The 25,315-nt window shown below is 72.3% G+C and carries 22 protein-coding genes and 4 pseudogenes; 12 read left to right on the top strand and 14 right to left on the bottom strand.

Going from position 1 to position 25,315, the window contains the following annotated elements; all coding sequences use genetic code 11:
* The first annotated feature begins 43 nt into the window (after positions 1 to 43).
* Positions 44 to 1,162: a LacI family DNA-binding transcriptional regulator gene (locus tag ACIRFL_RS00835; RefSeq protein WP_404022810.1), complete on the top strand. Its 1,119-nt coding sequence runs from the start codon at positions 44 to 46 to the stop codon at positions 1,160 to 1,162.
* 153 nt (positions 1,163 to 1,315) lie between these two features.
* On the opposite strand, the gene ACIRFL_RS00830 is transcribed toward ACIRFL_RS00835, so the two are convergent.
* Complete coding sequence (locus ACIRFL_RS00830) at positions 1,316 to 2,524, bottom strand: PP2C family protein-serine/threonine phosphatase (protein ID WP_404022809.1); 1,209 nt, start codon at positions 2,522 to 2,524, stop codon at positions 1,316 to 1,318.
* Positions 2,525 to 2,621: 97 nt separating this feature from the next.
* On the bottom strand, positions 2,622 to 2,945 hold the full coding sequence (locus ACIRFL_RS00825; protein ID WP_404022807.1) for a hypothetical protein: 324 nt from the start codon (positions 2,943 to 2,945) through the stop codon (positions 2,622 to 2,624).
* A 466-nt stretch (positions 2,946 to 3,411) separates the two neighbouring features.
* On the opposite strand from ACIRFL_RS00825, the gene ACIRFL_RS00820 reads away from it, so the two are divergent.
* Positions 3,412 to 4,290: an aldo/keto reductase gene (locus ACIRFL_RS00820; RefSeq protein ID WP_404022805.1), complete on the top strand. Its 879-nt coding sequence runs from the start codon at positions 3,412 to 3,414 to the stop codon at positions 4,288 to 4,290.
* 87 nt (positions 4,291 to 4,377) lie between these two features.
* Here ACIRFL_RS00820 and ACIRFL_RS00815 read toward each other — a convergent pair.
* Positions 4,378 to 5,100: pseudogene (locus tag ACIRFL_RS00815) on the bottom strand (polysaccharide pyruvyl transferase family protein); the annotation flags it as partial.
* Here ACIRFL_RS00815 and ACIRFL_RS00810 point away from each other — a divergent pair.
* Positions 5,095 to 5,250: pseudogene (locus ACIRFL_RS00810) on the top strand (SDR family oxidoreductase); the annotation flags it as partial. The pseudogenes ACIRFL_RS00815 and ACIRFL_RS00810 overlap by 6 nt on opposite strands.
* A gap of 181 nt (positions 5,251 to 5,431) precedes the next feature.
* Here ACIRFL_RS00810 and ACIRFL_RS00805 read toward each other — a convergent pair.
* Positions 5,432 to 6,115 (bottom strand): dienelactone hydrolase family protein, encoded by a 684-nt coding sequence (locus ACIRFL_RS00805; protein WP_404022804.1) that lies wholly within the window; start codon positions 6,113 to 6,115, stop codon positions 5,432 to 5,434.
* 308 nt (positions 6,116 to 6,423) lie between these two features.
* Here ACIRFL_RS00805 and ACIRFL_RS00800 point away from each other — a divergent pair, with 308 nt between their 5' ends.
* On the top strand, positions 6,424 to 7,143 hold the full coding sequence (locus ACIRFL_RS00800; protein WP_404022802.1) for an SDR family oxidoreductase: 720 nt from the start codon (positions 6,424 to 6,426) through the stop codon (positions 7,141 to 7,143).
* Between the two features lie 105 nt (positions 7,144 to 7,248).
* Here the strand turns inward: ACIRFL_RS00800 and ACIRFL_RS00795 are convergent, their stop codons facing one another.
* Entirely contained in the window at positions 7,249 to 8,493 is a 1,245-nt protein-coding gene (locus ACIRFL_RS00795; RefSeq protein ID WP_404022801.1) for an MFS transporter, read from the bottom strand.
* A 193-nt stretch (positions 8,494 to 8,686) separates the two neighbouring features.
* Entirely contained in the window at positions 8,687 to 9,844 is a 1,158-nt protein-coding gene (locus ACIRFL_RS00790) for a permease (RefSeq protein WP_404022799.1), read from the bottom strand.
* 114 nt (positions 9,845 to 9,958) lie between these two features.
* On the opposite strand from ACIRFL_RS00790, the gene ACIRFL_RS00785 reads away from it, so the two are divergent.
* Positions 9,959 to 10,297, top strand: coding sequence for a hypothetical protein (locus ACIRFL_RS00785; RefSeq protein ID WP_404022798.1), 339 nt, complete (start codon positions 9,959 to 9,961; stop codon positions 10,295 to 10,297).
* A 628-nt stretch (positions 10,298 to 10,925) separates the two neighbouring features.
* Here ACIRFL_RS00785 and ACIRFL_RS00780 read toward each other — a convergent pair.
* The 3 genes and pseudogenes from ACIRFL_RS00780 to ACIRFL_RS00770 all read right to left on the bottom strand — a co-directional run.
* Positions 10,926 to 11,390: a CAP domain-containing protein gene (locus ACIRFL_RS00780; RefSeq protein WP_404022797.1), complete on the bottom strand. Its 465-nt coding sequence runs from the start codon at positions 11,388 to 11,390 to the stop codon at positions 10,926 to 10,928.
* Positions 11,391 to 11,609: 219 nt separating this feature from the next.
* On the bottom strand, positions 11,610 to 12,197 hold the full coding sequence (locus tag ACIRFL_RS00775) for a hypothetical protein (RefSeq protein WP_404022796.1): 588 nt from the start codon (positions 12,195 to 12,197) through the stop codon (positions 11,610 to 11,612).
* 253 nt (positions 12,198 to 12,450) lie between these two features.
* Positions 12,451 to 12,846: pseudogene (locus ACIRFL_RS00770) on the bottom strand (helix-turn-helix transcriptional regulator); the annotation flags it as partial.
* Between the two features lie 51 nt (positions 12,847 to 12,897).
* On the opposite strand from ACIRFL_RS00770, the pseudogene ACIRFL_RS00765 reads away from it, so the two are divergent.
* The 3 genes and pseudogenes from ACIRFL_RS00765 (at position 12,898) to ACIRFL_RS00755 (ending at position 17,110) form a co-directional block, all read left to right on the top strand.
* A pseudogene (locus ACIRFL_RS00765) lies at positions 12,898 to 13,475 on the top strand (aldo/keto reductase).
* A gap of 113 nt (positions 13,476 to 13,588) precedes the next feature.
* Complete coding sequence (locus tag ACIRFL_RS00760) at positions 13,589 to 15,286, top strand: stealth family protein (RefSeq protein WP_404022795.1); 1,698 nt, start codon at positions 13,589 to 13,591, stop codon at positions 15,284 to 15,286.
* 12 nt (positions 15,287 to 15,298) lie between these two features.
* The gene (locus ACIRFL_RS00755) at positions 15,299 to 17,110 is read left to right on the top strand and encodes a stealth conserved region 3 domain-containing protein (RefSeq protein WP_404022793.1); all 1,812 of its coding nucleotides are present in this window, start codon (positions 15,299 to 15,301) and stop codon (positions 17,108 to 17,110) included.
* A gap of 64 nt (positions 17,111 to 17,174) precedes the next feature.
* On the opposite strand, the gene ACIRFL_RS00750 is transcribed toward ACIRFL_RS00755, so the two are convergent.
* The 3 genes from ACIRFL_RS00750 to nsrR all read right to left on the bottom strand — a co-directional run bounded on the left by ACIRFL_RS00750 (position 17,175) and on the right by nsrR (position 19,418).
* The gene (locus ACIRFL_RS00750) at positions 17,175 to 17,603 is read right to left on the bottom strand and encodes a hypothetical protein (RefSeq protein WP_404022791.1); all 429 of its coding nucleotides are present in this window, start codon (positions 17,601 to 17,603) and stop codon (positions 17,175 to 17,177) included.
* A gap of 82 nt (positions 17,604 to 17,685) precedes the next feature.
* Complete coding sequence (locus tag ACIRFL_RS00745) at positions 17,686 to 18,882, bottom strand: globin domain-containing protein (protein ID WP_404023160.1); 1,197 nt, start codon at positions 18,880 to 18,882, stop codon at positions 17,686 to 17,688.
* Between the two features lie 92 nt (positions 18,883 to 18,974).
* Positions 18,975 to 19,418 (bottom strand): nitric oxide-sensing transcriptional repressor NsrR, encoded by a 444-nt coding sequence (nsrR, locus tag ACIRFL_RS00740; RefSeq protein ID WP_404022789.1) that lies wholly within the window; start codon positions 19,416 to 19,418, stop codon positions 18,975 to 18,977.
* 142 nt (positions 19,419 to 19,560) lie between these two features.
* Here nsrR and ACIRFL_RS00735 point away from each other — a divergent pair, with 142 nt between their 5' ends.
* The 3 genes from ACIRFL_RS00735 to ACIRFL_RS00725 all read left to right on the top strand — a co-directional run bounded on the left by ACIRFL_RS00735 (position 19,561) and on the right by ACIRFL_RS00725 (position 22,093).
* Entirely contained in the window at positions 19,561 to 19,986 is a 426-nt protein-coding gene (locus ACIRFL_RS00735; RefSeq protein ID WP_404022787.1) for a cupin domain-containing protein, read from the top strand.
* A 182-nt stretch (positions 19,987 to 20,168) separates the two neighbouring features.
* Complete coding sequence (locus ACIRFL_RS00730) at positions 20,169 to 21,194, top strand: 6-phosphofructokinase (protein ID WP_404022785.1); 1,026 nt, start codon at positions 20,169 to 20,171, stop codon at positions 21,192 to 21,194.
* A 248-nt stretch (positions 21,195 to 21,442) separates the two neighbouring features.
* Complete coding sequence (locus ACIRFL_RS00725; protein ID WP_404022783.1) at positions 21,443 to 22,093, top strand: CBS domain-containing protein; 651 nt, start codon at positions 21,443 to 21,445, stop codon at positions 22,091 to 22,093.
* A 99-nt stretch (positions 22,094 to 22,192) separates the two neighbouring features.
* Here ACIRFL_RS00725 and ACIRFL_RS00720 read toward each other — a convergent pair whose 3' ends face one another.
* Positions 22,193 to 22,873: a helix-turn-helix domain-containing protein gene (locus tag ACIRFL_RS00720; RefSeq protein ID WP_404022782.1), complete on the bottom strand. Its 681-nt coding sequence runs from the start codon at positions 22,871 to 22,873 to the stop codon at positions 22,193 to 22,195.
* Positions 22,870 to 23,961, bottom strand: a complete 1,092-nt coding sequence (locus tag ACIRFL_RS00715) for a zinc-dependent alcohol dehydrogenase family protein (protein ID WP_404022780.1) — start codon at positions 23,959 to 23,961, stop codon at positions 22,870 to 22,872. Before ACIRFL_RS00715 ends, ACIRFL_RS00720 begins: the two co-directional genes overlap by 4 nt.
* Positions 23,962 to 24,312: 351 nt before the next feature.
* Here ACIRFL_RS00715 and ACIRFL_RS00710 point away from each other — a divergent pair, with 351 nt between their 5' ends.
* Positions 24,313 to 24,876 carry a hypothetical protein gene (locus ACIRFL_RS00710; RefSeq protein ID WP_404022778.1) on the top strand — a complete coding sequence of 188 codons (564 nt, stop codon included), beginning with the start codon at positions 24,313 to 24,315 and terminating at the stop codon, positions 24,874 to 24,876.
* The last annotated feature ends 439 nt before the right edge of the window (positions 24,877 to 25,315 follow it).

Here is a 25,315-nt window from a genome sequence, read left to right as displayed (position 1 = left end):
GCTCGTGCATAATCCGGGGAAACCACGGTGAAGGGGCTGGTCGGTGACAGCGGTGACGCTCAAGGACGTCGCGGAGCGGGCAGGGGTGTCCATCAAGACCGTCTCCAACGTTGTACGTCATGCTCCACGGGTGTCCGAGGCGACACGGCAGCGGGTGATGCAGGCCGTGCACGAGCTGGGCTACCGGCCGAACCCGTCGGCACGCCGGCTGCGCACGGGGCACAGCGGTCTGATCGCGCTGGCCGTCCCGGAACTGACCATGCCCTACTTCGCGGAGCTGGCCCATCATGTGCGGGCCCAGGCCGCGGCGCTGGGCCTCACCGTCCTCATCGAGGAGACCCTGGGGGACGCGACGGAGGAACTGCGCCTCGCGACCGGCATCGGCGCGTCCCTGCTGGACGGCGTGATCCTGTCGCCGTTGCGTGTCGCGCCCGACGAACTGGCCGCCGTCGCCAACGAGTTCCCGCTCGTTCTGCTCGGCGAGCGCAGCTACGAGCGCGAGCAGGTCGGGGCCGACCACGTCCTGATCGACAACGTCGCGGCGGCACGCGACGCCACCGCACACCTGGTCGGGCTCGGCCGCACCCGGATCGCCGCGATCGGCGTGGACCACAAGACCTCGGAGACCAGCCGCCAGCGCCTGGAGGGCTTCCAACTCGCCCTGCACGAGGCCGGGCTGACCTATGACCCGCGACTCGCGCCACGCGTGCGGGAGTTCAACCGGCACAACGGACTGCTGGCGATGCGCACCCTCACGGCGCTGCCCGCCGGCGTACGCCCCGACGCGGTCTTCTGCTTCAGCGACATGTTGGCCCTCGGCGCGCAACGCGCCCTGTACGAAGCGGGCTTGAGGATTCCCGAGGACGTGGCCGTGGTGGGCGTCGACGGCTCGGAGGAAGCGCTCTACAGCACTCCGTCGCTGACGTCCGTCGTCCCCGACAAGGCCGCGATCGCCTCACTGGCCGTGAAGTGCCTGGCGACCCGTATCCGCACGACACAGCCCCTCCCGTTCGAGGTCCACCTGGCCCCCCACCGCCTGGACACACGGGAGTCCACGCTCGGGGCGCGACGCCCGTTGCCCGGGTCGCCCCCAAGGGGCGCGGGGAACTGCGCGACCAGCCACGACGGTGCCGCGGACGACCGACGGCACTTGGCGCCCTGAAGGGGCGCGGGGAACTGAGCAACAAACCACGACGGTGCCGCACACAACCCACGACGCCAGCCACCCCAAAGGGGCGCGGGGAACTGCGCGACCAGCCACAACGCCGCCGCACACGACCCACGGCACACAGCGGTACTTCCAGCGGAGCGCCCCTCAGACGGCCTGTTCATGCCGTGCGCGAGCCCGTCCGTGACGGCTGGCGCCGTGCAGAAGATCGCTCAGGTGGAGATCGCTGAGGTGGAGCCCGCTCAGCGGGGTGGGCGTGCGCTGGATGGCGAGGATGGCCGCGTCGTCGCCGAGGGCACCGTCGGTGTGGGCGAGGAGGTCCTGCCGTACATGGTGGACGAGCGTCGGGGGGCTGCATTTCGCGCACAGGGCGACCCGCTCCTCCAGCGGGTAGAAGACCCGGCCCGGATCGCGGGCCTCGACGACGCCGTCGGTGTAGAGGAGCAGGGTGTCACCGGCGAGGAACGAGAACGCGTGCATGGTGCGGCTGTCCGGCCCCAGCTCCCACGTGCCGAGGGGCGGCGCCGTGTACGGGCTGGCGATGGACGTCACCCGGCCGTGCCGCAGCAGCAGGGGCGGCGGGTGCCCGCACACCGTCATACGGGCCACGGGGCTGTGGTCGGGGATCTCCAGCAGCAGTGCGGTGATGAAGTGCTCCTGGGCCTCCTCGTCGGCTTCGGGGAACTGTGTCAGGTAGCGGTGGACGCTGCGGTCGAGGGCGTCGGCCAGGACGTGCAGGGTGGCGTGCTGGTGGGCGGCCTCCTGGAAGGCGCCCAGCAGCATGGCCGCCTCCCCGATCGCGGAGAGACCTTTGCCCCTGACGTCGCCGATGAGCACGCGGGTTCGTTCGGCGGTGCGTGCCACCGCGTACAGGTCGCCACCGATGTGGGCCTCCTTCTCCGCGGCCAGGTAGGAGGATGCGATGTGCAAGGGGCCGAGTCGGTCGGGCAGCGGGCGCAGCAGGGCCCGTTGCGCGGCCTCGGAGACCGACCGCACCCGGGCCAGCTGCTCCTTGTGCCGGTCACGCACCCAGCACACCAGCACGGAGAAGACCGACAGGGCGGCGAGTCCGGCCAGCTGGGCGATGTTGTTGGAGGTGGCCACTCCGCCGCTGTGTGTGGTCAGGAACGCCTGGGCGCCCAGGGCCAGCGCTCCGACCAGTCCGGTCAGCCGGGGACCGGCGAAGGACGTGGTGATGGCGGGGGCCGCGACGAGCAGCGGACCGAGATGAACACGGGCCGGGGACTGGAGGTCGGCCAGCATGATCGCCACGATCAGGATAAGCGGGAGCGCGACCAGCGCATGACTGGAATGCCACCGCTGCCACACACGGACGAGGTACTGCCCGACGTCCATATCTCCAATGTGCACGATCATCCGGCCACGATCCACCGGGGAGGTCCGCCGGTTTCCCCGGCCGGCCGGGGCGGATCACCGGTGCGGGAGCGACGGGTCACGTGTGCGTGCACAGCCACCTGATCTGGTCCGAGATCCAGCGGATGCGGGCGGCGTCACCCGTGTGCCCCTGCTGATCGGTGCGGGGGACGACCTTGACCCCGCCGAGCCGGTTCACCTGCTTGCAGATCTCCGCCCAGTGCTCGGGGCCGGGGGTACGGTCGGTGTGCCCGGGGCGGTCGGTGTGGGAGACGGCCGTGGCTGAGTCGCCGGGCGCGGCCGTCGCCGCCGAGGCAGGGCCCCCGGTGACGAGCAGGGCGGGCACGGCGACGGCCGCGGAGGCGAGTGCGAGCGAGGCCCGGCGGGCGATGCTGCTGGTCATGGCTCTTCCTTCGTGCTGGTCCCCGGCCGGTGCCGGGTTGTCCGGGTGTCGGACGGGCGGCGCGGCCGGAGTACGGCGTGCGGACGTCAAGGGGTCGGCCGGCCGCGATCGCCCGAGCGAGATCATCGGTTCGGGTGAGGGTGTCGGCGTCATTGGGCCAGTCCAGCGACTCATCGGCGCCGTCGCAACCGGAGCCGGGTGAGGACGGTGCGCGCCGGGCGTGGCGCATCGGAGCCGTCCGGCAGGTGATCACGCGTGCAGGGGGCCGCCGTGGCGGGGGAACGCCGCCGCGGGGTGCGGCGCGGCGGCCGGCGGACCAGGATGGGGGGAGGGAATCGCCCGGCGGGAGTCTCCTCGCGCCCGCGGTGCGCGCAGCGCCGGTGGGGTGCCACCGTCCGGGTGTGACCGGCCGAGTACGGGGAAGACCCTCGGCGCCCTCGCCGTCCCCTCATCCGAAGGACACCACATGACCACTGCTTCCGTTTCCCGTCCTGCCGAAGCCTCCGGCACCTTCTCGCTCGGTGGCGATCTGCCCGTGCACCGGCTCGGCTTCGGGGCCATGCAGCTGACCGGCCCCGGCATATGGGGCCCGCCCGCGGACCCCGACGAGGCCGTGCGCGTGTTGCGGCGCGCCGTGGAGCTGGGGGTCGACCTCATCGACACCGCGGACTCCTACGGGCCCTTCGTCAGCGAGCAGTTGATCCACAAGGCGCTCCACCCCTACCCGGACGGCCTCGTCATCGCCACCAAGGCCGGTCTGACCCGCTCCGGTCCGGACGACTGGCGTCCGGTGGGCCGGCCCGAATACCTGCGCCAGCAGTGTGAACTGAGCCTGCGTCATCTCGGTCTTGAGCGCATCGACCTCTTCCAGCTGCACCGCATCGACCCGAAGGTGCCGCTGGCCGAACAGCTCGGCGAACTGGTGCTCCTCCAGCAGGAGGGCAAGATCCGGCACATCGGACTGTCCGAGGTGACCGTCGAGCAGATCGGCCAGGCGCGCGAGATCGCGGACATCGTCTCCGTACAGAACCTGTACAACCTCGCCGACCGGCGCGCCGAGGACGTCCTGGCCTACGCGGAGCGCGAGAACCTGGGCTTCATCCCGTGGTTCCCCATGGCCACGGGCGAACTCGCCCGTCCGGGCGGGCCGTTGGACAGCGCGGCCAAGAAGCACCAGGTGAGCCCGGCACAGCTCGCGCTCGCCTGGCTGCTGAGCCGTTCCCCGGTGATGCTTCCCATCCCCGGCACCTCGCGCGTCGCCCACCTCGAGCAGAACGTCGCGGCGGCCCTGGTCACCCTGACCGACGAGGAGTTCGCCGCGCTGGCCGACAGTGTCGGCGCCTGAGGTGCCGGCGCCGCCGGCGCCATGAGGTGACGCCGGCGGCCCACGTGTCATCTCGCCGACGCAGCGGTCGGGGCTACGGGCTGCGGGCTACGGGGCCAAAATCCGGAGCAGGGCGTCCGCGGTGTCCTGCGCGGCGCCCGACCGGAACCGGGAGCCGATCTGCCCGGCGAGCCCCCGCCCGGCCGTCGTGCACCACTGCCACCAGTGATCCAGCGCCGCGGCGTCGACCTGCTCGGCGGGCAGCAGCGCGGGCCAGCCACAGGCACGCGCCTGCGCGGTGACCTTGGCGCCGCCCGCGACGGGGTCGACGGCCAGTGCGGGAACGCCCGCGCGCAGTGCGAGCACCAGCCCGTGCAGGCGGTCGGTGACGACCACGTCGCAGCGGGACACCACCGTTTCCAGCTGGGCCGGTGTGGTGCTCAGCCGCCAGTCGCGCGGGTCGAGCCGGGTCTCCAGCTCAAGGCGGGCGCAGTCCCGGCCGGACAGCCACCGTGTCACCTCCCGGGCGACCCGGCCGTGCCGCCTGCGCGGTCCGTACTCTCCCTGGCCGTGCGTGAGGATCACCGCGGCCAGCGGGAGGGCGTGCACGGACGGTGCCCGGGCCGCCAGGTCGAGCGTCGGAACCCTGCCGGGCGCGTCTCTCGCCAGTACATGGTGGAAGCCGTCCAGGGCCGGGCTGCCGGCGTCGAGGACCGAGGTGCCCACGGCGATGCGGACACAGTGCGCAAAGCGCAGGTGCAGCCGCTCGATCTGCGGCCCGTACAGGGGTCCGCAGACGAAGACCAGATGCGCGTAGGCATCGGGCCGTACGCCCGTGAAGTCGCCGCGGTGATCGCCTTCCTCGCGAGTCCGGGCGCCTCCTACGTGACGGGTGCCTCCTGGGTGGTGGACGGCGGGATGCTGCGGATGGGGCCGCAGGCCGGCAGCCACCTGCCCGACGATCGCTGGCAGAGCCCCTGAACCCGTTCGGATCGGCGGGCACGGGCGCGAGACGGGCGAGAGGGCGGCCGACGTGACGTGCCGTCGGGCGTCCGCGGCGGCGTCGTGGCCGGTCGCGCCCGCGCGGCGGAGCCACATATGGATACAGGCCCCGCGCCCCTTCGGTGCGCTGTCGCTCTGTGACGGGCTTCGCGGGACCTGCTCAGCTCTCGGTCTGCGCCGCACCGGAGGGGCCTTGCCCGGAGCGCAGCCGGTCCTCGCACCACTGCCTGGCGGCCACGGCGACCTGCTCCAGGGCGCCGGGTTCTTCGAACAGGTGGGTCGCGCCCGGAACAACGCGCAGGGAATGCGGGGTCACGAGCCGGCGGGCCGCTTCCTTGTTGAGTTCCAGTACCACCTGGTCCTGGCCGCCGACGATGAGCAGGACCGGTGCCCGCACCCGCTCCAGGGCGTCGCCCGCGAGGTCGGGCCGGCCGCCCCGCGACACCACGGTCAGCACCCGGTCCGGCCGCTCGGCCGCGGCCACCAGGGCGGCGGCCGCGCCCGTACTGGCGCCGAACAACACGACGGGCAGGCCGCGGGTGTCGGGCTGCTCCCGCAGCCAGTCGATCGCGGCCACGACCCGCCGCCCCAGGAGCCCGATGTCGAAGCGGTGCTCGGCGGTCAGCGCGTCGTGCCGCTCCTCCCGTTCGCTGAGCAGATCCATCAGCAGCGTGCCCAAGTGCGCGGTACGCAACTCGGCGGCCACCCTCCGGTTGCGCGAGCTGTGCCGGGAACTGCCGCTGCCGTGTGCGAAGAGCACCACGGCCCGTGCCGGTGTCGGCACGACGAGGTCGCCGGGGAGCACGGCGTCACTGGTGGGCAGCATGACCATCTCGGAGATCATCGCGTCACCTTCTTCCCTTGTGCCGCCTGCGGGTCGCTACGACGTGGGTGTCCTGCACCGCGTACCCCGGCATGTCCCCGGCCTACCTCGCAGGCGGCCGGTCGTTCATCGCCGCGCGGCGCGGGGAACCGGACAGCGCCCTGAAGGGGCGCGAGGAACCGGACAGCGCCCTGAAGGGACGCGGGGAACTGCGCGACCGGCCACGACGGCGCCGCAGACGCCCGACGGCACGTCACTAAACCGATCCGCAGGCGCGGGGAACTACCGTCCGCGCGGATGACCGCCCACCCGAGAACAGGACATCGCCCATGAGCATCCTCAGCCCCCTGGCCGGCCGGCACGTGGTCGTCATCGGCGGCACCTCCGGCATCGGCCTCGCGATCGCCGAGCACGCCCTGGCCGCCGGGGCCCGGGTCACCGCGGCCAGCCGCAGCCCCGAGCGGGCCGCGGGCACCGTGCCCAGCGGCATCGCAACCGAGCGGGCCGACATCACCTCGGCGGACTCGGTCGCGTCGTTGCTGGACCGCGTCGGGGCCTTCGACCACCTGGCGATCTCGGCGGGTGTCACCGCCCTCGGCACCGTGCGGGAACTCGACTCCCGCGCCGCACGGGCGTACATGGACACCAAGTTCTGGGGCGCCTACGAGGGGGTGCGGGCCGCGGCCGACCGCATCGCGAAGGACGGTTCGATCGTCCTGATCGGGGGCATCGCGAGCCGCAAGCACGGTCCCGGCCGGCCGACGATGGCCGCGATCAACGCCGCCCTGGAGGCATTCGGCAAGGCCAACGCGGTCGACCTGGCGCCGGTGCGGGTCAACGTCATCGCCCCCGGTCTGGTCGAGACTCCCGCCTTCGCGGACGTCCCGCAGGAGGTGCGGCGGCGCCTGATGAGCGAGTACGAGGCGAGCGTGCCCGTCGCACGCGTCGGCCTGCCCGAGGACATCGCCTCGGCCGCGGTGTTCCTGATGACCAACGGCTACGCCACCGGCTCGGTGCTCGACGTCGACGGCGGCGTGCAGCTGACCTGATCCGCGCGGTCGCCGCCGCCGCGCCGCGACCAGAACGCCCGGTCCGTGGCGCGGCCACGGCGGTACGGGGCCGACGGCGGCGAACGCCGCGGGGTTCGCCGCGTGTCATGGCAGGCTCACGGCCGGTTCCCCGCCGGTGCGGCGGGCGTCCGCGCGGCGCGGGAGCAGCAGCGGGGTGGCCAGCAGGAGGATGCCGGCGGCCGCGATCGCCGTGCGGGGGCCGGTGAGGGCGGCCAGCAGACCCCACACGGCGGTCAGGGCCGCGATGGCGGCGCTGGTGCTGACCGACCACGCGGAGAGCGTGCGGGCCACCCGGTCCGCCGGCGTGTGGTCGAGCCGGTAGGTGGCCAGCACCGGGTTGAACAGCCCGCAGCAGGTCACCAGGCCGAACTGGACGACGATGATCAGCACGATCCCGGGGACACCGGGCCGGACGAACGCCAGTCCGAGGGGCCAGCAGGCGCGCAGCACCCCGGACGTGAGCAGCACCTTGCGCTGCCCGAACCGTGCCACGAGCCGGCGCGCCAGCCGAGCGCCGACGAGGCCACCGACGCACGGAGCCGCGAACGCGAGACCGTACTGCCAGGGCGCGAACCCGAGCGGGCCCAGCAGGAGTACGGCGAGCAGCGGCTCCGACGCCAGGATCAGCCCGTTGACCACCATCGCGTTGAACAACAGCGGGCGCAGCCCGGGGTGGGTGAGGATGTGGCGCCAGCCCTCCAGCAGATCGCCCGCCCGCAGCCGCGGTGCACCGGCCGGCCCAGGGCGTGGCTCCTTCCCGCCGATGGCGCGGATGCCCAGTGCCGACAGCAGGTAGCTGAAGGCGTCGGCCAGCACGGTCGTCATCGGCCCGAACAGCCCGATCGCCGCGCCGCCGAGCGGTGGTCCGACGGTCGTCGCGCTCCAAGTCGTGGACTCGAACCGGGCGTTGGCGACGAGCAGGTCCTCCGGCGGCAGCAGCGCCTTCAGGAACGCCCCGCCGGCCGCGTTGAAGGCGATGTTGGCCGCGGCGACGACGACGCAGACGAGGAGGAGTTGGGCGAAGCTGAGCCGGCCGAGCGCGAACGCGGCCGGGACGCTCGCCAACGCCGCGAACCGGGTCAGGTCCATCGCGATCATGACGGGCCGCTTGCTGCGGAACTCCACCCATGGTCCCAGCGGCATCGCGACCAAGGCCCCCACCGCCCGTCCCGCGGCGGGCAGCGCCGCCACCTGGGCCGGCCCGGAGTGCAGCACGAGGACCGCGATCAGGGCGAACGCGCCGAACCCGAACCCCGTGCCGTACGCGCTGACCGCGTAGGCCGCCCACAACCAGCCGAACCGCCGCCCCAGCGCCCGCCCACCCGGCATGCCGCACACACCTCTCGCCGACCCGAACACCCTCCGCTGTCCGCCCGCATCAAAGCGAGGACCATGCCGTCGGATCAAACAACCGGGCATCCGGCAAGCCACAACCAGGCGTTGTGCCGCCTGCCGCCGGGCCGCCGCGGTGCCGTGCTCAGCGGGGTCCGTCGGGGGCGTCGCCCGCGCAGGGCCCGTGCCGTCACCGGTCGGCTTCGGCATGGCCGGTTCCGGGTGAACCGCCCATCATCCGGAGCATGGTGGGGCCGCCGGTCCGCACGAACCGCGCCACGAGCAGGGCGGCCAGGGCGAGGAAGACGATGTTGAGCCACGTGGTGTAGTTCCATCGGACGCCTTCCGTGGGGACCTTCGCGTTCGCCTGGTCCGGAACGAGGCCGAGGCCGCCGAAGGCGAACTCCACGACGTATCCCGCGATGACCGTCGCGAGGTAGAAGGTGCCCAGGAGGAAGGCGGCCGTCCGCGCGCCGTAGTACTTCCGGTAGATGCTGAGGATCGGCAGGATCAGCAGGTCGGCGAAGACGAACGCGACCACGCCGCCGAAGCTGATCCCCGCCTTCCACAGCACCACCGCCAGCGGCACATTGCCGATGGAGCACACGAACGAGGCCATCGCCACCAGCGGGCCGACGACGGGTCCCCACAGCTTGGCGGCGAGCGGGTGGCCGTCGAAGAAGAAGGCGCGCCAGAACGAGTCCGGGACCCAGGCGGCGATGGCGCCGGCGATGAGCAGGCCGACGACCAGATCGCGCAGGATCGCCGCCCATTCCATGACGAACACATGGCTGGTGGCGGTGAATCCCTCGCGGGAGAGCAGGCGGTGGGTGAAGGAGCCCGCGCGCCGGACGGACATGTCCATCCCGGCATGGCCCTCCATCGATCCGGCGAGCCCCCGGTTCGCCTGCCGTCGGGTCCGGCGCAGCAGTTCTGCGCGCAGGAACAGCCGGAACAGCACGGCCAGCACGAGGATCATCACGGCGCCGCCGACGAACTCGGCGACGGTGAACTGCCAGCCCATCAGCAGCGCGAGGAGGACGCCGAGTTCCACGACGAGGTTGGTGGAGGCGATCTGGAAGGCCATCGCGGCGGTGAAGTCCGCTCCCTTGCGGAACAACGCGCGGGCCAGCGCCACCGCGGCGTAGGAACAGGACGAGGACGCCATGCCCAGGCCCGCCGCGACGGCGAGGGTGCGGGGCCGGTCGTCACCGAGCAGCAGGACGACGGCGGACTTGCGGACCACGGCCTGGACGACGGCGGACAGGGCGAAGCCGAGGATCAGCGCCCAGGTGATCTCCCAGGTCATGGACCCGGTGATCGACAGTGCGTGCAGTACGGCGTGCATGCGTGAAGCCTCCCTTGCGGGATCGGCGACTCGCCGGGGGTCGGCGGGCGGGTGCGCGGGCTTCACTCGTCCGATGGAATGCGCATACAGTAGCGAGCCGATTACGCTGCGTACGTGATCGGTTGGGGTGGCGGAGCGCATCGCGCGGCCGCGCGGAGAGCCGTCCTGGTGCTGGCCTCCGTGCTGCTCGCGCTGTGTGCCGCGCTCATGGCCGAGCACACCGACGAGGTCGAAGTGGCGGAGAGTGTCGCCTGCGTGCTCGACACGAGGAAGCCGCTCGCCGTCGACGGCGTGGAACGCCCCGGCCGCAAGGCCCAGAAGCTCGCCGCGCTCTGCCCGTCCTTCCCCGCCGCGCGCCCCGGGGACGCACAACAGGTCTCCCACGCCCGGGCACTGCCCGGGCGGGCGATCCCCGCGACCGCCGGCGCCTCGTGCGTCGTCCTGCGCTGCTGAGAGGAACCACGGTGTCAGATCCGGTGCCGGTGCGGCACCGACGGCACCGCTCGCACATCCCTCTTCGCTCACGAACGCAGCAGGAGCAGTCATGCCGGCCGACCCTGGTCGCGCGCTGGAAGGATATCTGCGCGCCCTGAGTTACCGTACGCCTCCCCGAGAACCCGAACCCGCCCCGATCCTCGAAGGCACCATCGGGGCGGTGCCCGCCGAGGAGCCGGTGACACGGGCAGAGCCCGACGCCGCCGCCTCTCCTCGGCCGTCTCCGGCCGACGGCCCTCGCCATCCGGGCCTGTTCGCGAGGCTTCGTGCACTGTGCGGGCGGCGGCTGGGGCCGCCCCAGCGCGCACGCTCGTAACCCGTCACGGACGCATCAGCCGGTCACGGGCGGGGATCGGGTGTCCGACCGGTCCCCGCCGCTCCCGTCCGGTCCATGACCGCGGCCGCCGAGGCGGTGCGGCCGGAGAACCCGGACGCACCCCTTCGGCGGTCGGCGCCGCACCAGGCCGCTCGAAGCGATCGTGGCGGCCGGCACCCACGACTCGCCCGCCCGCACAGGCCCCGCCGCCCGCCCGTCGGCCCTCTCGCCCCGCTCGAACAGCAGCTCGCCCGTGCGGCGGGCCGGGTGTCATCGGGCGGCGAAGTCCTGGACCCACATGCGGTGGCCGGGCGGCCCCACGACGGCGATGCCGGTGTCCCGGTAGGCGCAGTTGAGGATGTTGGCCCGGTGTTCCGGGCTGCGCAGCCATCCCCGGGCGGCCTCCTGGGCGTCGTGCGGGCCGAGGAAGATGTTCTCGCCGGCCCGGTGCCAGCGGTAGCCGGCCGACCGAATGCGCTCCCCCGGGTCGGATCCGTCCGAGCCGGTATGGGAGTAGCGCTCGTGCCGGACCAGGTCACGGGCGTGCCGGCGGGCCGCGCGGCCGACCGCCGGACTCAACCGGAGCGGGCCGCACCCGGCCTTCGCGCGCGCGTCGTTGGTGAGCTTCAGAATGCGGGTCGCCGCGTCGTCGGCGTGCGGACGCGCGGTCGCGGAGTGCCCGTCGGTGAGCAAGGAAGTCAGCACCAGGAGGAGAACAGCGGCCGTCCGTCGCATAGAGGCTCCTTTCAAGGATGGGCCCGGAACACCACCGGCCACATCAGCACCCTCAGACTCACGACTATCGAAAGTAACGTCAACGCTACTCTTCGTAGCTAACAGGGGATTGGGGAGCTCGCAGCGTCACGGGAACGTCGGAGGGACGCATTTCACTCCGAGATCGCAACTGCACGCCCCCGGCCGAATGGCCGAGCGGCTTGGCCTCGTGCCCGCGGTCTACAGGGGCCAGTGGTATCCCAGGGCGAAGTTGACGGCGGCCGCGTAGGCGAGGTACATCAGCCAGGCACCGGTGGCGATATGGAAGAAGCCCAGTGCGCGTTCGCCCAGTTCGATCCCGATCGCGGCGAAGAAGTCGCAGAAGTAGATCGCGAACAGGCCGAGGAAGAGCAGGCCCACCGGCCAGTCGCCGACCGCGAAGAACACCGTCGCACCCATCGCGGAGATCACCATGTAGGCGATGCACATCCCCGCATTGGTATGCGCGTCATTGCCGCGGTAGCGGTTCCAGCCGATCGCGAACCAGTGAATGCCGTATGCGGAGAAGGCCAGCGCGGCCATGTACAGGGGCGGCTGTTTGGTGAACACCTGGAACCAGGTCAGCCCGACGAAGAGGATGACTCCGGAGATGAGCTGGCACAGGCCGGGCATCCACACGCCCCAGACGCCGAGAGCCCGGTCCGTCGCATCGGTCTTCTTCGGATACCCGAACAGTTCGTGCGGACCGTAGATCAGATATCCCGTACCGAGACCGAAGAACCCGAGCGCCAGGGGCGGAAAGGCCGAGGCGGTGAACGTCAGGTCCATGTTCTCCTCCTTCGAAGAAGAACGGACGGATGACGATGGGGGCCGACGCCGGGTTGCCCGCTGCGGTCCTCAGCGACTCATATGTCACTACAAATCCTAGCAAAATACCGATAATCGGGCGAGTGAAGGGCGTTCCGGAGCACCGTTACGCAAGGCAAGGACCCCGAAAACAGGAGGACGGGAGGGACGGGAGGCCGACGCTGCGGCTCAGCTTCGGGTGAGGTCCTGGAGCCCGACCACCCGCAGCAGTTCGAGGGTCGGTGAAGTAGCGCCAGATGATGTTGCGTTCGGCCTCCGGGCGGGCGGACGCGTCGCCCGAGAGCGCCCAGGCCATCGCGTTCTGCGCGAGGATGTCACCACGGTCGGTCACGACCTGGGCCGGGGTGTCGGTCAGCCGGTCGAGGACGAGGAGCAGGCCGGGGCGTACGTGCTCCGCGCTCTGGCCGGTCCCGCGGCGGCTCCTCGCCCGCCAGGTGGAAGAGATGGTCACGCTCGTCGCCGGTCAGCCGCAGCGCGCGGGCCACGGCAGCGAGCATCTGGCGGGACGGCCGCGAGCCCCTGGCCCGCTCCAGCCGCGTGTAGTGGTCGGTGGACATGCCCGCCGGCTGCGCCACCTACGTCTCTCCCGCCCCGGCCCGCGCCGCCTCACGGGCCGCCCCTTCGGCGTGCGTCCCGCCGGGGCGACGCGCTGGGCACGTTGATGTTCGCCACGTCCGTCGGCAACCCCGACCCCGACGACTCGATCCGCATCGTCCACAGGACGCCGGACGCGGGGATCAACCTCATCGACCTCCACCAGCTGCACCGGCCGGGCCCGGCACGGACATCGAGGAAACGCTCTCCGCACTCTCCGACCTGATCCACAGCGGCCTGGCCCGGTTCCGCACGGACCAACCGCCCTACTCACTGCTCAACCGCGGCATCGAACGCGAGGTGCTGCCGGTCGCACAGCGCCACGGGATGGGCACGCTCGTATGGGCACCGCTCGCGCAGGGTCTGCTCACCGGCCGGGTCCGCAAGGGCGAGCGGAACGGTCTGCGCCGCGCGGGCCTGCTCCGGCACCTCGCCGACGAGCGCCGGCTCGATGCCGTCGAGCGCCTCGTCGCGCTCACCGACGACGTCCTCGACCGGATCGACGAGATCGTCCCGCCCGGCACCGATGTCGGCGCCCTCGACCAGACGTACCTGCCCCCGGCCCTCGTGCGTCCGGGCCTGCGGCGGCGGCCCGTCGGCGAACGGGCCGCCGCCCGACCGCGGCCGTACCACCCCCGGTCATGAGCCGGCTTCGGACAGAGTTAATTCTCGGAGAAATCTCATACAACCTTTCGCCACGTCCGTCCGTCTGGTTTACGCAGGACCTGTGCAGAGATTGACGAAGAGGAGCTCAGAACGTGACCGTGCGTTCCTTTGCCCGGCGGATACGCCCGCGAGTCGAGCGGAAGGCCGCCGAGAGGGTGTGGCAGCTGCGTACCATGCGGCGGCGCCGAAGGGCGGCGGTCACAGACCCTGTGCTGCGCCCGGTGGCGGTGCGCGGCCAGCAGTTGTACGGACGGGTCGTGACCCGGTTCAGCGCGGCCGAGGCGGCGGCGGCCAACCTCGGCCTGGTCGTGGCCGCGCTGGAGCGGGAAGGCATCCCCTACTTCCTGGTGCCGGCCTCCCGTACCCGCCACACGGTCGGCGTGAACGCCGTCGACCGGGAGCGTTTCCTGACCGCTCTGGAGGAGCAGAACGCCGGCAAGGCGGTGTTCATCGGCAGGCCGCTGCCCGGCGGCAAGCTCAACCATCCCGCGCTGTTCCTGGACGGGGTGCTGCCGGCCGCGCTGCGCACCTCCCCCACGCTGCGGATCGGCGAGAACCACCTCGGTCCCGCGGGCCAGTTGCTCGCCGGACCCGAACTCGCCTGCGACGTCGAGTTCTGGGAGGACGGCGCACAGCTCCTCGCCTCCCCCGACGGGCCCCGGCGACTGGCCAAGGTGCAGCCGCAGGCGTCGGAGGACATCTTCGCCGAGTCCCTGATCGCGCCGCGGAACAACGGCATCACGGACGTGCTGCCGGCCGACGAGCAGCGGCCGGCCACGGTGCGCGTCGGCGACCGGGAACTGCCGAGCTTCGTCCCGTTCACCCGGCCCACCGTGAACGACGTCACGTTCCCCGTCGACGTCGTCTACACCTGGGTGGACGGCGAGGAGCCCGCGATGCGGGCCAAGCGGGCCCGGTACCAGGATCGCGGCACCGCCGAGATCCTGGACAAGGAGACCAACGCCTCCCGGTACACCAGCCATGACGAGCTGAAGTACTCGCTGCGTTCGCTGGCGATGTACGCCGACTTCGTCCGGCACATCTACCTCGTCACCGACGGCCAGAAGCCGCACTGGCTCGACGACCGGGCCCCGGGGATCACGGTCGTCGACCACCGCGACATCTTCCCGCCGGACGTGCTGCCGGTGTTCAACTCGCATGCGATCGAGACCCGGCTGCACCACATTCCGGGCCTGTCGGAGCACTACCTGTACTTCAACGACGACGTGTTCGTCGGCCGCCGGGTCACCGCCGAGCACTTCTTCCACGGCAGCGGCCTCATGAAGGTCCCGGTGTCCCCGCTCAAGATCGGTGTCGGCAAGCCGCACGCCGAGGAGACGGCCACCAACTCCGCCAGCAAGAACGTCCGGCAGCTGCTGCTGGAGAAGTTCGGGCGGATGACGACGAACAACTTCATGCACACTCCGCTGCCGCAGCAGCGCGCGGCGCTCACGGCCATCGAGGAACTGTTCCCGCAGGACGTGCGCCGCACCACGGCGTCCCGGTTCCGCTCGCCGCAGGACATCGCCATGACGGCCCCCCTGCTGTACCAGTACGCGCTGATGACCGGACTCGGGGTGCCGGGCAGGTTCAGCTTCCGGTATGTGAACATCAGCCGCCCGGACGCCGAGGCGCGCCTGGCCGATCTGCGCAGAAACCGCCGTTTCGACTTCTTCTGCCTCAACGACGTCGACGTGCCGCCCGAGGAGCGGGAGCAGGTCAGCATCCGCATGGGCGAGTTCCTGGAGGACTACTTCCCGTTCCCGAGCCCCTTCGAGAAGCAGAGCTGAGCGGGAACACGCATGGACCTACACCATCGCTCCCCGGCGCCCGCGGGCATGCGGGCCGCCCGGGACCTGTTCGTGTACCTCCGGCTCCGGCAGTCCGCCCGGCTCTGGACGCTGCGTACGGGCCTCGCGCGCCGGCGGCTGCGCGCCGCCGTCCCCGGGCTGCACCCGATCACCTGCGGACCGGTGCGGCTGTACGGGCGCACGGTCACCGACTACATCGCCGCGGACGCGGCCGAAGCCGACCGGGAACGGGTCTGCACGTTGCTGGAGGCGATCGGCGTCCCCTACTTCGTCGTCCCCGCCGACCACGGATTCGGCGCGCCCCGGTCGGTGATCGGTGTCGAGGAGGAGTACCGCGCCACCGTGCTCGACCGGGCCGCGCAGCGGTTCGCCCGCACTGCCGGGTACGTCGGCGCCGTCGGCCCGGACGGCGCCGTGACGAGCGCCGTGCTGTGGGCCGACGGGAGGCTGCCGCGGGCGCTGCGGCGGGCCGCCGTGCTGCGTACCGGCGTGGTGCGCCTCGGCCCCGCGGGACAGGTGCTCAGCGGCCTTGAGACGGGCTGCGACATCGAGTTCTGGTGCCGCGGGCGGGACCTGGGGGCCGGCCCGGACCCCTCCTGGCTCACCGTGCCCGGCAGTCGGCTTGAGGACGTCTTCGGCACGGCGCTCGTCGCCCCGCGCCGCAACCCGGTCTCGGAGGTGCTTCCGGCGGCGGCGCTGCGGCCGGCCACGGTGGCGGGCCGCGGCGGCAGCGTGCCGACGTTCGCGCCGTTCGCCGAGCCGGGCATCGACGAGGTGCGCTTTCCCGTGGACGCCGTGTACACCTGGGTCGACGGGGACGACCCGGCGATGGCCGAGAAGCGCCGTGCCCATCAGGCGCTCTCCGACAACCCCATCGCCCCGCGCGAGACCGGCGCCTCCCGCTACACCAGCCATGACGAACTGAAGTACGCGCTGCGCTCGTTGGAGATGTACGCCGGGTTCATCCGGCATGTCTACCTCGTGACCGACTCCCAGATCCCCGACTGGCTGGATCCGGACGCGGCGGGCCTGACCGTGGTCGATCACCGGGACATCCTCCCGGCCGACGCGCTGCCGGTCTTCAACTCGCACGCGATCGAGAGCCGGCTGCACCACATTCCGGGGCTGTCGGAGCACTACCTCTATTTCAACGACGACGTCTTCGTCAACCGCCCGGTGGGGGCCGAGCACTTCTTCCACGGGAACGGCATCGCCCGCATCCCGCTGTCCCCGTTGAAGCTCGGTGTCGGCGCCCCGCATCCGCTGGAGCCGGCGCCGAACTCCGCCGGGAAGAACGCCCGCGAGGTGATCCGGCGGTTCCACGGCAGATACGTCACGCACAAGTCGCTGCACACCCCGCATCCGCAACTGCTGTCCGTGATGCGTGAGATGGAGGGCCTGGCGATCGAGGAGCTGCAGCAGACCTCGTACTCGCGCTTCCGCTCCGTCAGCGACGTCGCTCCGGCGTCCACCCTGCACCATCACTGGGCGATCGCGACCGGCCGGGCCGTCCCGGCCGACTACCGCTTCCGCTACATACAGCTGGGCACCCCGGACATGCGGCGCCGTCTGGACCGTCTTGCGGCCGGGGAGGACATCGACTTCTTCTGCCTCAACGACGTGGAGACGCCTCCCGAGGCCAGGGCCGCCGCCAGGGCGACCATCCGCGCCTTCCTGGAACGCAAGTTCCCCTTCCCCAGCCGCTTCGAGCGTGCGTCACGGCCCCTCGCACGGGTGATCGGGCCCCCCGCCGTGCCCCGCCCGCAGCGGGCGAGACTGGAGGACGCGCAGCGCCACGAGTGAACTGTCCGTGCCCTGAGACGCGGCGCTCCCCGCCGGCTGGTGAGCCGGCGGGGAGCGCCGCGTCTCAGGCCGCGAACGCGCTGACGCCGAGGACGATCAGCGCCGCCACCTTGGCCACCTCAAGGGCCACGTAGACCAGATGGGCGCGGGAGCGCGGAAGGGTCTCTCCGGCGAGCACCCGGTCGGACCGGCGGTTGAGAACGGGCCGCACGGCGGCGAGTTGCAGCACCAGCAGGAGCACGGCGGCGGCGGCCGGTACGACCACCGGCGTGGGCGGGCCCGAGGCGGCGAGCGCCGCCACGACGACGACGGCCAGCGCGGCTTCGACGGTGTTGAGCGCCCGGAAGACGATACGGCCGATACCGAGTCCGACCGGGACGCTCACTCCAGGGGCGCGGAACTTCAGCGGGGCCTCCAGGAAGGAGATCGCCAGCACCATGCCGAGCCAGACGAAGGTGGCTGCCGCGACGACGGCGGCCGAGGCGTCGCTCATGTCAGTTGCCTGTCCTTGGCGTTGACGGATTCTGCCGCGTCGGGGGTTCCGGGCCCGGTGGGGCCCGGAACCGCCGGGTCCGCTACGCGTCGGCGAGCCAGAGGTCCGGCCCGAACACCTCGTAGTGGATGTCCCGGGCCGCAACGCCGCGGCGCAGCAGGTCACCGCGCACGGACCGCATGAACGGCAGCGGGCCGCACAGGTAGGCGGTGACGGCCTCCGGCAGTTCGACGGCGTCGAGGTCGGCCAGGCCGGTGGCCGCTTCGGGCTCCTGGCCGTCGTGCTCCTCGTACCACAGGTGCAGCCTGGCGTCGGGCAGCGCCCGGACCAGTTGCTTCAACTCCTCGCGGTGGGCGTGGTCGTCCGGGGTGCGATCGGCGTGCACGACGGTGACGGACGCGGGCGAGCCGGCGGCCGCCAGGTGGTTCAGCATGGACAGTACGGGGGTGACGCCGATGCCCGCGGACGCCAGCAGCAGCGGTCCGTCGCCGGGGCGCAGCGTCAGGTCCCCGAACGGGGGCGAGACGGTGAGCGTGTCGCCGGCGCGCGCGTTCTCGTGCAGCCAGGACGAGACCTCGCCGTCGGGCTGTTCGGCACCGCTGACGCGCTTGACGCTGATCCGCCACTGCTCGCGGCCTGGGGCGCCGGAGAGGCTGTACTGGCGGATCTGCCGTGCGCCGTCCGGCAGTTCGACCTGCACGCTGACGTACTGGCCCGGCCGGAAGGACGCGCAGGGCCGGCCGTCGGCGGGCCGCAGGGTGAAGGAGACCACATCGGCGGACTCCTCGTGCCGCTCGACGATCGTCATCTGCTGCCATGTCCCGCCCTCGGCCGTACCGGCCTCGGCGTAGAGCCGGCTCTCGACGGCGATCAGGGCGTTGGCCATCAGCCAGTAGACCTCGTCCCAGGCATCGGCCACCTCCGTGGTGACGGCGTCGCCCAGTACCTCGCCTATCGCCGTGAACAGGTACTTGTGGACGATCTTGTACTGGTCGGAGGTGATGCCGAGGGAGGCGTGCTTGTTCGCGATGCGGGCGAGCATGGCGTCGGGGCGGACATCGGGGTTGGCCAGGAGCAGTTCGGCGAAGGCCGCGATGGAGCCGGCCAGCGCCTTTCTCTGCTCGCCGTTGGCCTGGTTGCCGCGGTTGAACAGATCGGACAGCAGTTCGGGATGGGCGTCGAACAGCCTGGTGTAGAAGACTTCGGCGATCTCACCGATGGCGGCGCCGACGACCGGCAGGGTCGCGCGGACGACGGGCGTGGACTGCTCGGAGAGCACCGGTACCTCCATGAATTTGCATACTAGATTCCAATTTTTGGGCGCGGGTACCCACGGTTTGCGGGCGCGGGTGCCCACGGATCACAGCCCGGTCACTCCGGGCGGGCGCCTACGAGTCCCACCAGCACCGGACCCGTGGGCGAGGCCACCAGGTCGGAGACGGTCAGCGGGTCGAGAGCGGCGTAGAACGCCTCCTGTGCGGCGCTCAGGGCGCGACGCAGACGGCAGGCGCCGCGCAGCGGGCAGGGCGGATCGCCCTCGCAGGCGACGACCTCGCCCTCCCCCTCCAGTTCGCGGACCAGCCGGCCGACCGAGGCCACACGCCCGCGTTCGGTCAGCGCGAGGCCGCCCCCGCGCCCGCGGCGGGCCTCGACCACACCGAGATGCTGCAGCCGGGCGATCGCCTTCGCCATGTGCGCGTACGGTACGTTCACCACCTCGGCGACCTCACGGGTGGTCAGGGCGTCACCCCGCGGGGAGACGGCCAGACGCATGACCGCGCGCAGCGCCAGGTCCGTGAACTTCGTCAATCGCACACCGGCACGCTAACAAATGCGCATGTTAGATTCCAATTAAAGGGCGGGGGTTGGCCCTGTGGCATCCGCCACGTGCCAGGAACCCGCGCCCGCCACCACCCGGCCCCGAGCGGGCACACACGTAACCGGACGCTGACGACACATGGCTGAGCCCCACCAGGAACCCTCCCGCCCCACGCCGAGCACCGCCCCGGTTCCGCGGCTGCTCCACGACACCAGGACCCTCGCCGGCCTCGACTCCGCACGGACCGGAGCGCTGTGGCGGCTGGCCGAGCCCGGACGGCAGCTCGACGCCAATCTCGTCCACCTCCCGCCGCACGGTGCCATCGACCGCCATGTCGAGCCCGACCTCGACGTCCTGCTCCTCGTCGTCTCCGGGGACGGCACGCTGACCACCGCTCAGGAGCGCCAGCCGCTCACCGAAGGCTGTCTGGCCTGGCTCCCCCGCGGCTCCGGCCGCAGCCTGGCCGCGGGCGCGGACGGCATGACCTACCTCACCGTGCACCGCCGCCGCCCCGGCATGCGGATCCTCGGCCCCGCCGCACCGGGCGCCGCTCCCCCGTCCTGACCGGCGGGGCGGGTGGCCGTCGCCCGCTCGGCGGGGCGGGCGTGTGCCCCGCCGGCCGCGCACTGGTCACGCCCAGCCAGTGGGGGGACGCTGAAAAGGGAGGAGCCAACCGGCACCGGCAGCGTTCGTGCCCACCGGGACGCCGCGGCCGGACGGGGACGACCGACGCGAGGGAGACGGCCATGAAGGTCGGCATACTGACCGGTGGCGGAGACTGTCCCGGCCTGAACGCGGTGATCCGCAGCATCGTCCGCAAAGGCGTGCAGAAGTACGCCTTCGAGTTCGTCGGACTGCGCGACGGCTGGCTCGGAGCGCTCCAGAACAACGTCGCACCGCTCGACATCTCCAGCGTGCGCGGGATCCTGCCGCGCGGCGGGACCATCCTCGGCTCCTCCCGCACCAATCCGTTCCAGCACGAGGACGGGGTGCGCCGCGTGCGGGACACCCTCGCCGCACAGGACGTGGACGCGCTCATCGTGATCGGCGGCGAGGACACCCTCAGCGTGGCCGCCGAGTTGAGCCGGCAGGGGATCAGACTGGTCGGCGTGCCGAAGACCATCGACAACGACGTGTCCGGCACCGACTACACCTTCGGCTTCGACACCGCCGTCGGCATAGCGACCGAGGCCATCGACCGTCTGCACACCACCGCCGAGTCGCACATGCGGACCCTCGTGGTGGAGGTGATGGGGCGGCACTCCGGGTGGATCGCCCTGCACGCCGGCATCGCGGGCGGCGCCAACGTGATCCTCGTCCCGGAGCGGCCGTTCGACATCGACGAGGTGTGCGGCTGGGTGCGGAGCCGGTTCAGGATCAACTACGCGCCCATCGTCGTGGCGGCCGAAGGCGCGGTCCCCAAGGAGGGGCAGATGATCCTCAAGGACCACACGGTGGACGAGTTCGGCCATGTGCGGCTGTCCGGAGTGGGCGAGTGGCTCGCCCGGGAGATCTCGCGGCGCACCGGCACGGACGCCCGTACCACCGTCCTCGGCCATGTCCAGCGGGGCGGCACGCCGAGCGCGTTCGACCGCTGGCTGGCCACGCGGTTCGGGCTGCACGCCGTGGACGCGGTCCAGGACGGCGACTTCGGTGTGATGGTGGCGCTGGACGGCACCGGGATCGTCCGCGTTCCGCTGGCCCAGGTCACGGGCCGTACGAAGCAGGTCGATCCGTCGCTGTACGAGGAGTTCGAGGTGTTCTTCGGCTGACCGCACGAGGCCGACGACCACCTGGGCGGCACCGGGCGCCGCGAAAGGGGGCCGGTCGGCACTCGTCGGCGGGCCGTTTCCGTGGTGTGCTGGAGGTGACGGGAAGGAGCGTTGGCGACGCGGGGAAGCGGCTCGCGGCCGTGCACCGCGCAATCCGGATCCGCGAGAAGCGGGTGGCCCTTCCCGTCCCTTCATGCCGGCTCACCCGGCGATGTGCGCCGCGAACCGAGAACCACGAGGAGGAGAGCATGGAGGGCAGCCCGCACCGGGTGGGTGACGTGATGACGCGCGCCGTCGTCGCCGTGGGACGCGAGGCCCGGTTCAAGGACATCGTGGCACGCATGGAGCAGTGGCAGATCAGTGCTCTTCCCGTGGTGGAGGGCGACGGCCGGGTGATCGGCGTGGTCTCCGAGGCGGATCTGCTGCCCAAGGAGGAGTTCCGGGACGACGACCCGGACCGGTGCACCCAGCAGAGCCGCCTCCCCGACCTGGCCAAGGCCGGGGCGCTGACGGCCGAGCAGCTGATGAGCACGCCGGCCGTCACCGTCCGCGCCGACGCCACGCTCGCCGAGGCCGCACGCATCATGGCGCTGCGGCGGGTGAAACGGCTGCCCGTGGTGACCGCCGAGGGCCTGCTGGACGGCGTGGTCAGCCGCGGGGACCTGCTGAAGGTCTTCCTGCGTCCGGACCACGACCTCGCCGACGAGATACGGCGCGATGTCCTCGACCCGCTGTTCCCGGCACCCGTCGAGCCCGTGCACATCACGGTCACCGACGGCGTCGCGACACTGACCGGACGCGTTCCGGACAGCAGCCGGATTCCGCTGGCCGTCCGTCTCGTACGCGGCGTCGAGGGCGTGGTGCGAGTGGACTGCCGGCTCACCGCGGCCGACGCCTGAGCGCTCCGCTGGGAATGCCGCTCTATGCCGTCGGTCGTCTGCGGCGCCGTTGTGGCTGGTCGCGCAGTTCCCCGCGCCCCTTCGAGGCGCTGTCGGGGCTCAGACGGTGATCCGGCGTCCGGAGACGGTGAAGGGCCGGATGCGCACCCAAAGATTGCGGGAGCCGCCCGCCCAGGGCGCGCTGTACGCACGCTGCGTCAGCCGGCGCTGCTCCCGCGGGTCCGTCACCACACGTGCGGTCCCGCGGGCGAGCACGCTCCAGCCCTGGCTGAACGCCTCGTCGATGTGGTCGACCTCGAAACCGACCTGGCAGCCGTCGCCCAGCGCCGGTGTCGCACCGCGCGCGGTGCGGAAGACGATCGCCTCGTCCACGACGCTGTAGTTGACCGGTACGATCACCGGCCCCGACGAGGTGGGGACCGCGATCCGTCCCACGCCGTGCGACGCGAGCAGGGCCCGGCACTCCCCCGGGCGCAGTGTGGTGAACTCCGGGGACCGTCCGGCGCGTCCGGTCCCGGCCGGCAGGTCGACGGCGCCGCCGCTCAGGTCGGTGACGGTGGTCCCAAGCGCCTCGGCCAGCCGCAGCAGCGCGCCGGTGCTCGGCGTGGCGCCGGGATGGTCCTCCAGGTGGCCGAGGTAGCTGGTGGCCATGCCCGCGCGCGCGGCGGCTTCCCGCCGGCTGAGGCCGGCCTGTGTCCGCCGCGCGGTCAGACGCCGGCCCAGATCGCCCTGCGGCTTCGCGGGCGCCGTGCCCGTGCCCGAACCCGTCCGTTCGCTCATGTTCCCTCCAGCCCCTCGGGCCGTGCCGTGGGAACGGCGAGTTCGTGCTGCTCCCCGCCCAGCACCACCTTGAGCGCGCCCGTGTCGGCCGCCCGGGAGAAGACGTCGTATGCCTCCTCCATGTGGTCCAGCGGGAAGGTGTGGGTGACCAACTGACCGGTGGGCAGCCGGCCGGCCGCGGCCATCCGCAGCAGCGTGGGCGTCGAGTAGGTGTCCACCAGCCCGGTCGTGATGGTCACGTTCTTGCTCCAGAGCTCTTCCAGGTGCAGTGTGGCCGGCCTGCCGTGCACCCCGACGTTGGCCACATGCCCGCCGGGGCGGACCATGCGGGTGCACAGTTCGAAGCTGTCCGGCACGCCGACCGCCTCGATCACCACGTCCGCCCCGAGCCCGTCGGTCAGGTCGGCGACCAGCTGGGCGGGGTCCTCACGGCCGTCGGCGACCGCGTCGGCGCCGAACCGGCGTGCCGCCTCCAGCCGGGACGGGGCCAGGTCCACCGCGATGATCCGCTCCGGTGCGAACAGGCGGGCCGTGACGATCGCGGCGAGCCCGATGGGACCGGCGCCCACGACGGCCACGGTGTCGCCGGGACGCACACGCCCGTTGAGCACGCCCACTTCGTAGGAGGTCGGGAAGATGTCCGCGAGCAGCACGGCGTCCTCGCTACGGACGGCGCCCGGCAGCGCGTGCACGGACAGGTCGGCGTAGGGCACGCGCACGTACTCGGCCTGAGTGCCGTCGACGAGATGACCGAGGATCCAGCCGCCGCCACCGAGGCACTGGCCGTAGCCGCCCTCCCGACAGAACCGGCACCGGCCGCACGAGGTGATGCAGGAGACGAGCACCCGGTCCCCCGGCCGGACGGTGCGCACGTCGCTGCCGACCTCGACGATCTCGCCGACGGCCTCATGGCCGAGCACCGTCCCGGAGTGCACCTCGGGCACGTCCCCCTTGAGGATGTGCAGGTCGGTCCCGCAGATCGTGACGGCACCGACCTTCACGATCGCGTCGGTCGGTTCCTTGATGTCCGGATCCGGGACGTCCTGCCAGGACGCCTGTCCGGGGCCGTGGAAGACGAAGCCTTTCATGACGCTCCTCACCTCTTCGGGGCCGGTCGCGGGAGGCGCGTCCCGGCAGACCCGGCCGAGGACCCTGGTGCGGACCGGGCACGGTGCCGGGGCCGCCCCGCAGATCTCAGCTTGTGCGGTGCGCTGGGGCCCGCGCTTGGGCCGACCGGCCCTGGCCCGCCGCCGGTCCGCCCATCGGCCGCCCCGCGCGGCCGTACGCCGGGACCCATGGCCCCCTTGCCGGCGCCGGAAGTGGGCCGTCCGCCTGCCGGCGGTGGCTCCATCGGCCCTGGCAGCGGCGACCGCGTCGGGCGCACCGTCGAGGCAGCACCGCGACGAGACGACGGGCGATGAGGAGTGAGGTGTTCCGCGATGAGCGCGACACGGCGGCTGTGGCGGTGGCGAAGCAATCCGCTGCGGCGGCGCGAAGACGTCGTCGAGGCATGGATCGTCCTGGCCGTCTGGGTCGTGTTGGTGGTCGGCGGGGCGGTCGCCGGGGCGGTGAGTGCCCATGCCGCCGCGGACATGCTGGCGCGGCAGCGCGCCCACCGGCACCCCGTCAGGGCCGTCCTGCTCGCCGACGCTCCGGCGGTGACCGCCTGGACGGCGAGCGGCCGGGTCCGCGACTCCGTGCGCTGGGCCGCACCGGACGGCACCTCGCGTACGGGGTCGACGCTGGTCGAAGCGGGGCTGAAGAGCGGCGCCCGGGTGGTGGTCTGGCAGGACGACCGGGGCCGGCTGACCACGCAGCCGCCGGGCCGCGCCATGGCGGCCGTCGAAGCCGGGCTCTACGGCACCGCGGCAGCGTGCTTCGTGGCGGCCCCGGCGCTGGCCGCGGGAGCCGTCGCGCGCGCACGGCTCGAGAGGCGTCGCATGGCCCGCTGGGACCGGGAGTGGGAGCTGCTGGGCCGACACCGGGGACCGAGGACGGCCTGACCGGTCAGGCCCACCGGCTCTGCCACCCGGCCCGACTGGCCCGCCCCGCGGACTCTGCCACCCGGCCCGACGAATCTATCCCGCGGGCTTCTGCCACCCGGCCCGAACGGTCCGTCCTGCCGGCTCTGCCACCCGGCCCGACGGCCCGTCCCGTGGACTCTGCCGCTCGACCCGATCGGTCCGGGCTGCCGGCTGCTGCCGCCTGACGGGTCCGTTCCGCAGCGGGCACTGCCACCCGGCCTGACGGGCCCCAGCTCTGCCACCCGGCTCGACGGGTCTATCCCGCGGGCTTCTGCCACCCGGCCCGGACGGTCCGTCCTGCCGGCTCTGCCACCTGCCTGACCGGCCCGTCCCGTGGACTCTGCCGCTCGACCCGATCGGTCCGGGCTGCCGGCTGCTGCCGCCTGACGGGTCCGTTCCGCAGCGGGCACTGCCACCC

The organism is Streptomyces sp. NPDC102462, from assembly GCF_044765425.1.
Classification (GTDB): Bacteria; Actinomycetota; Actinomycetes; order Streptomycetales; family Streptomycetaceae; genus Streptomyces.
Note: the sequence above shows the minus strand (reverse complement) of the source record. Positions and strands in the feature narration are given on the sequence as shown.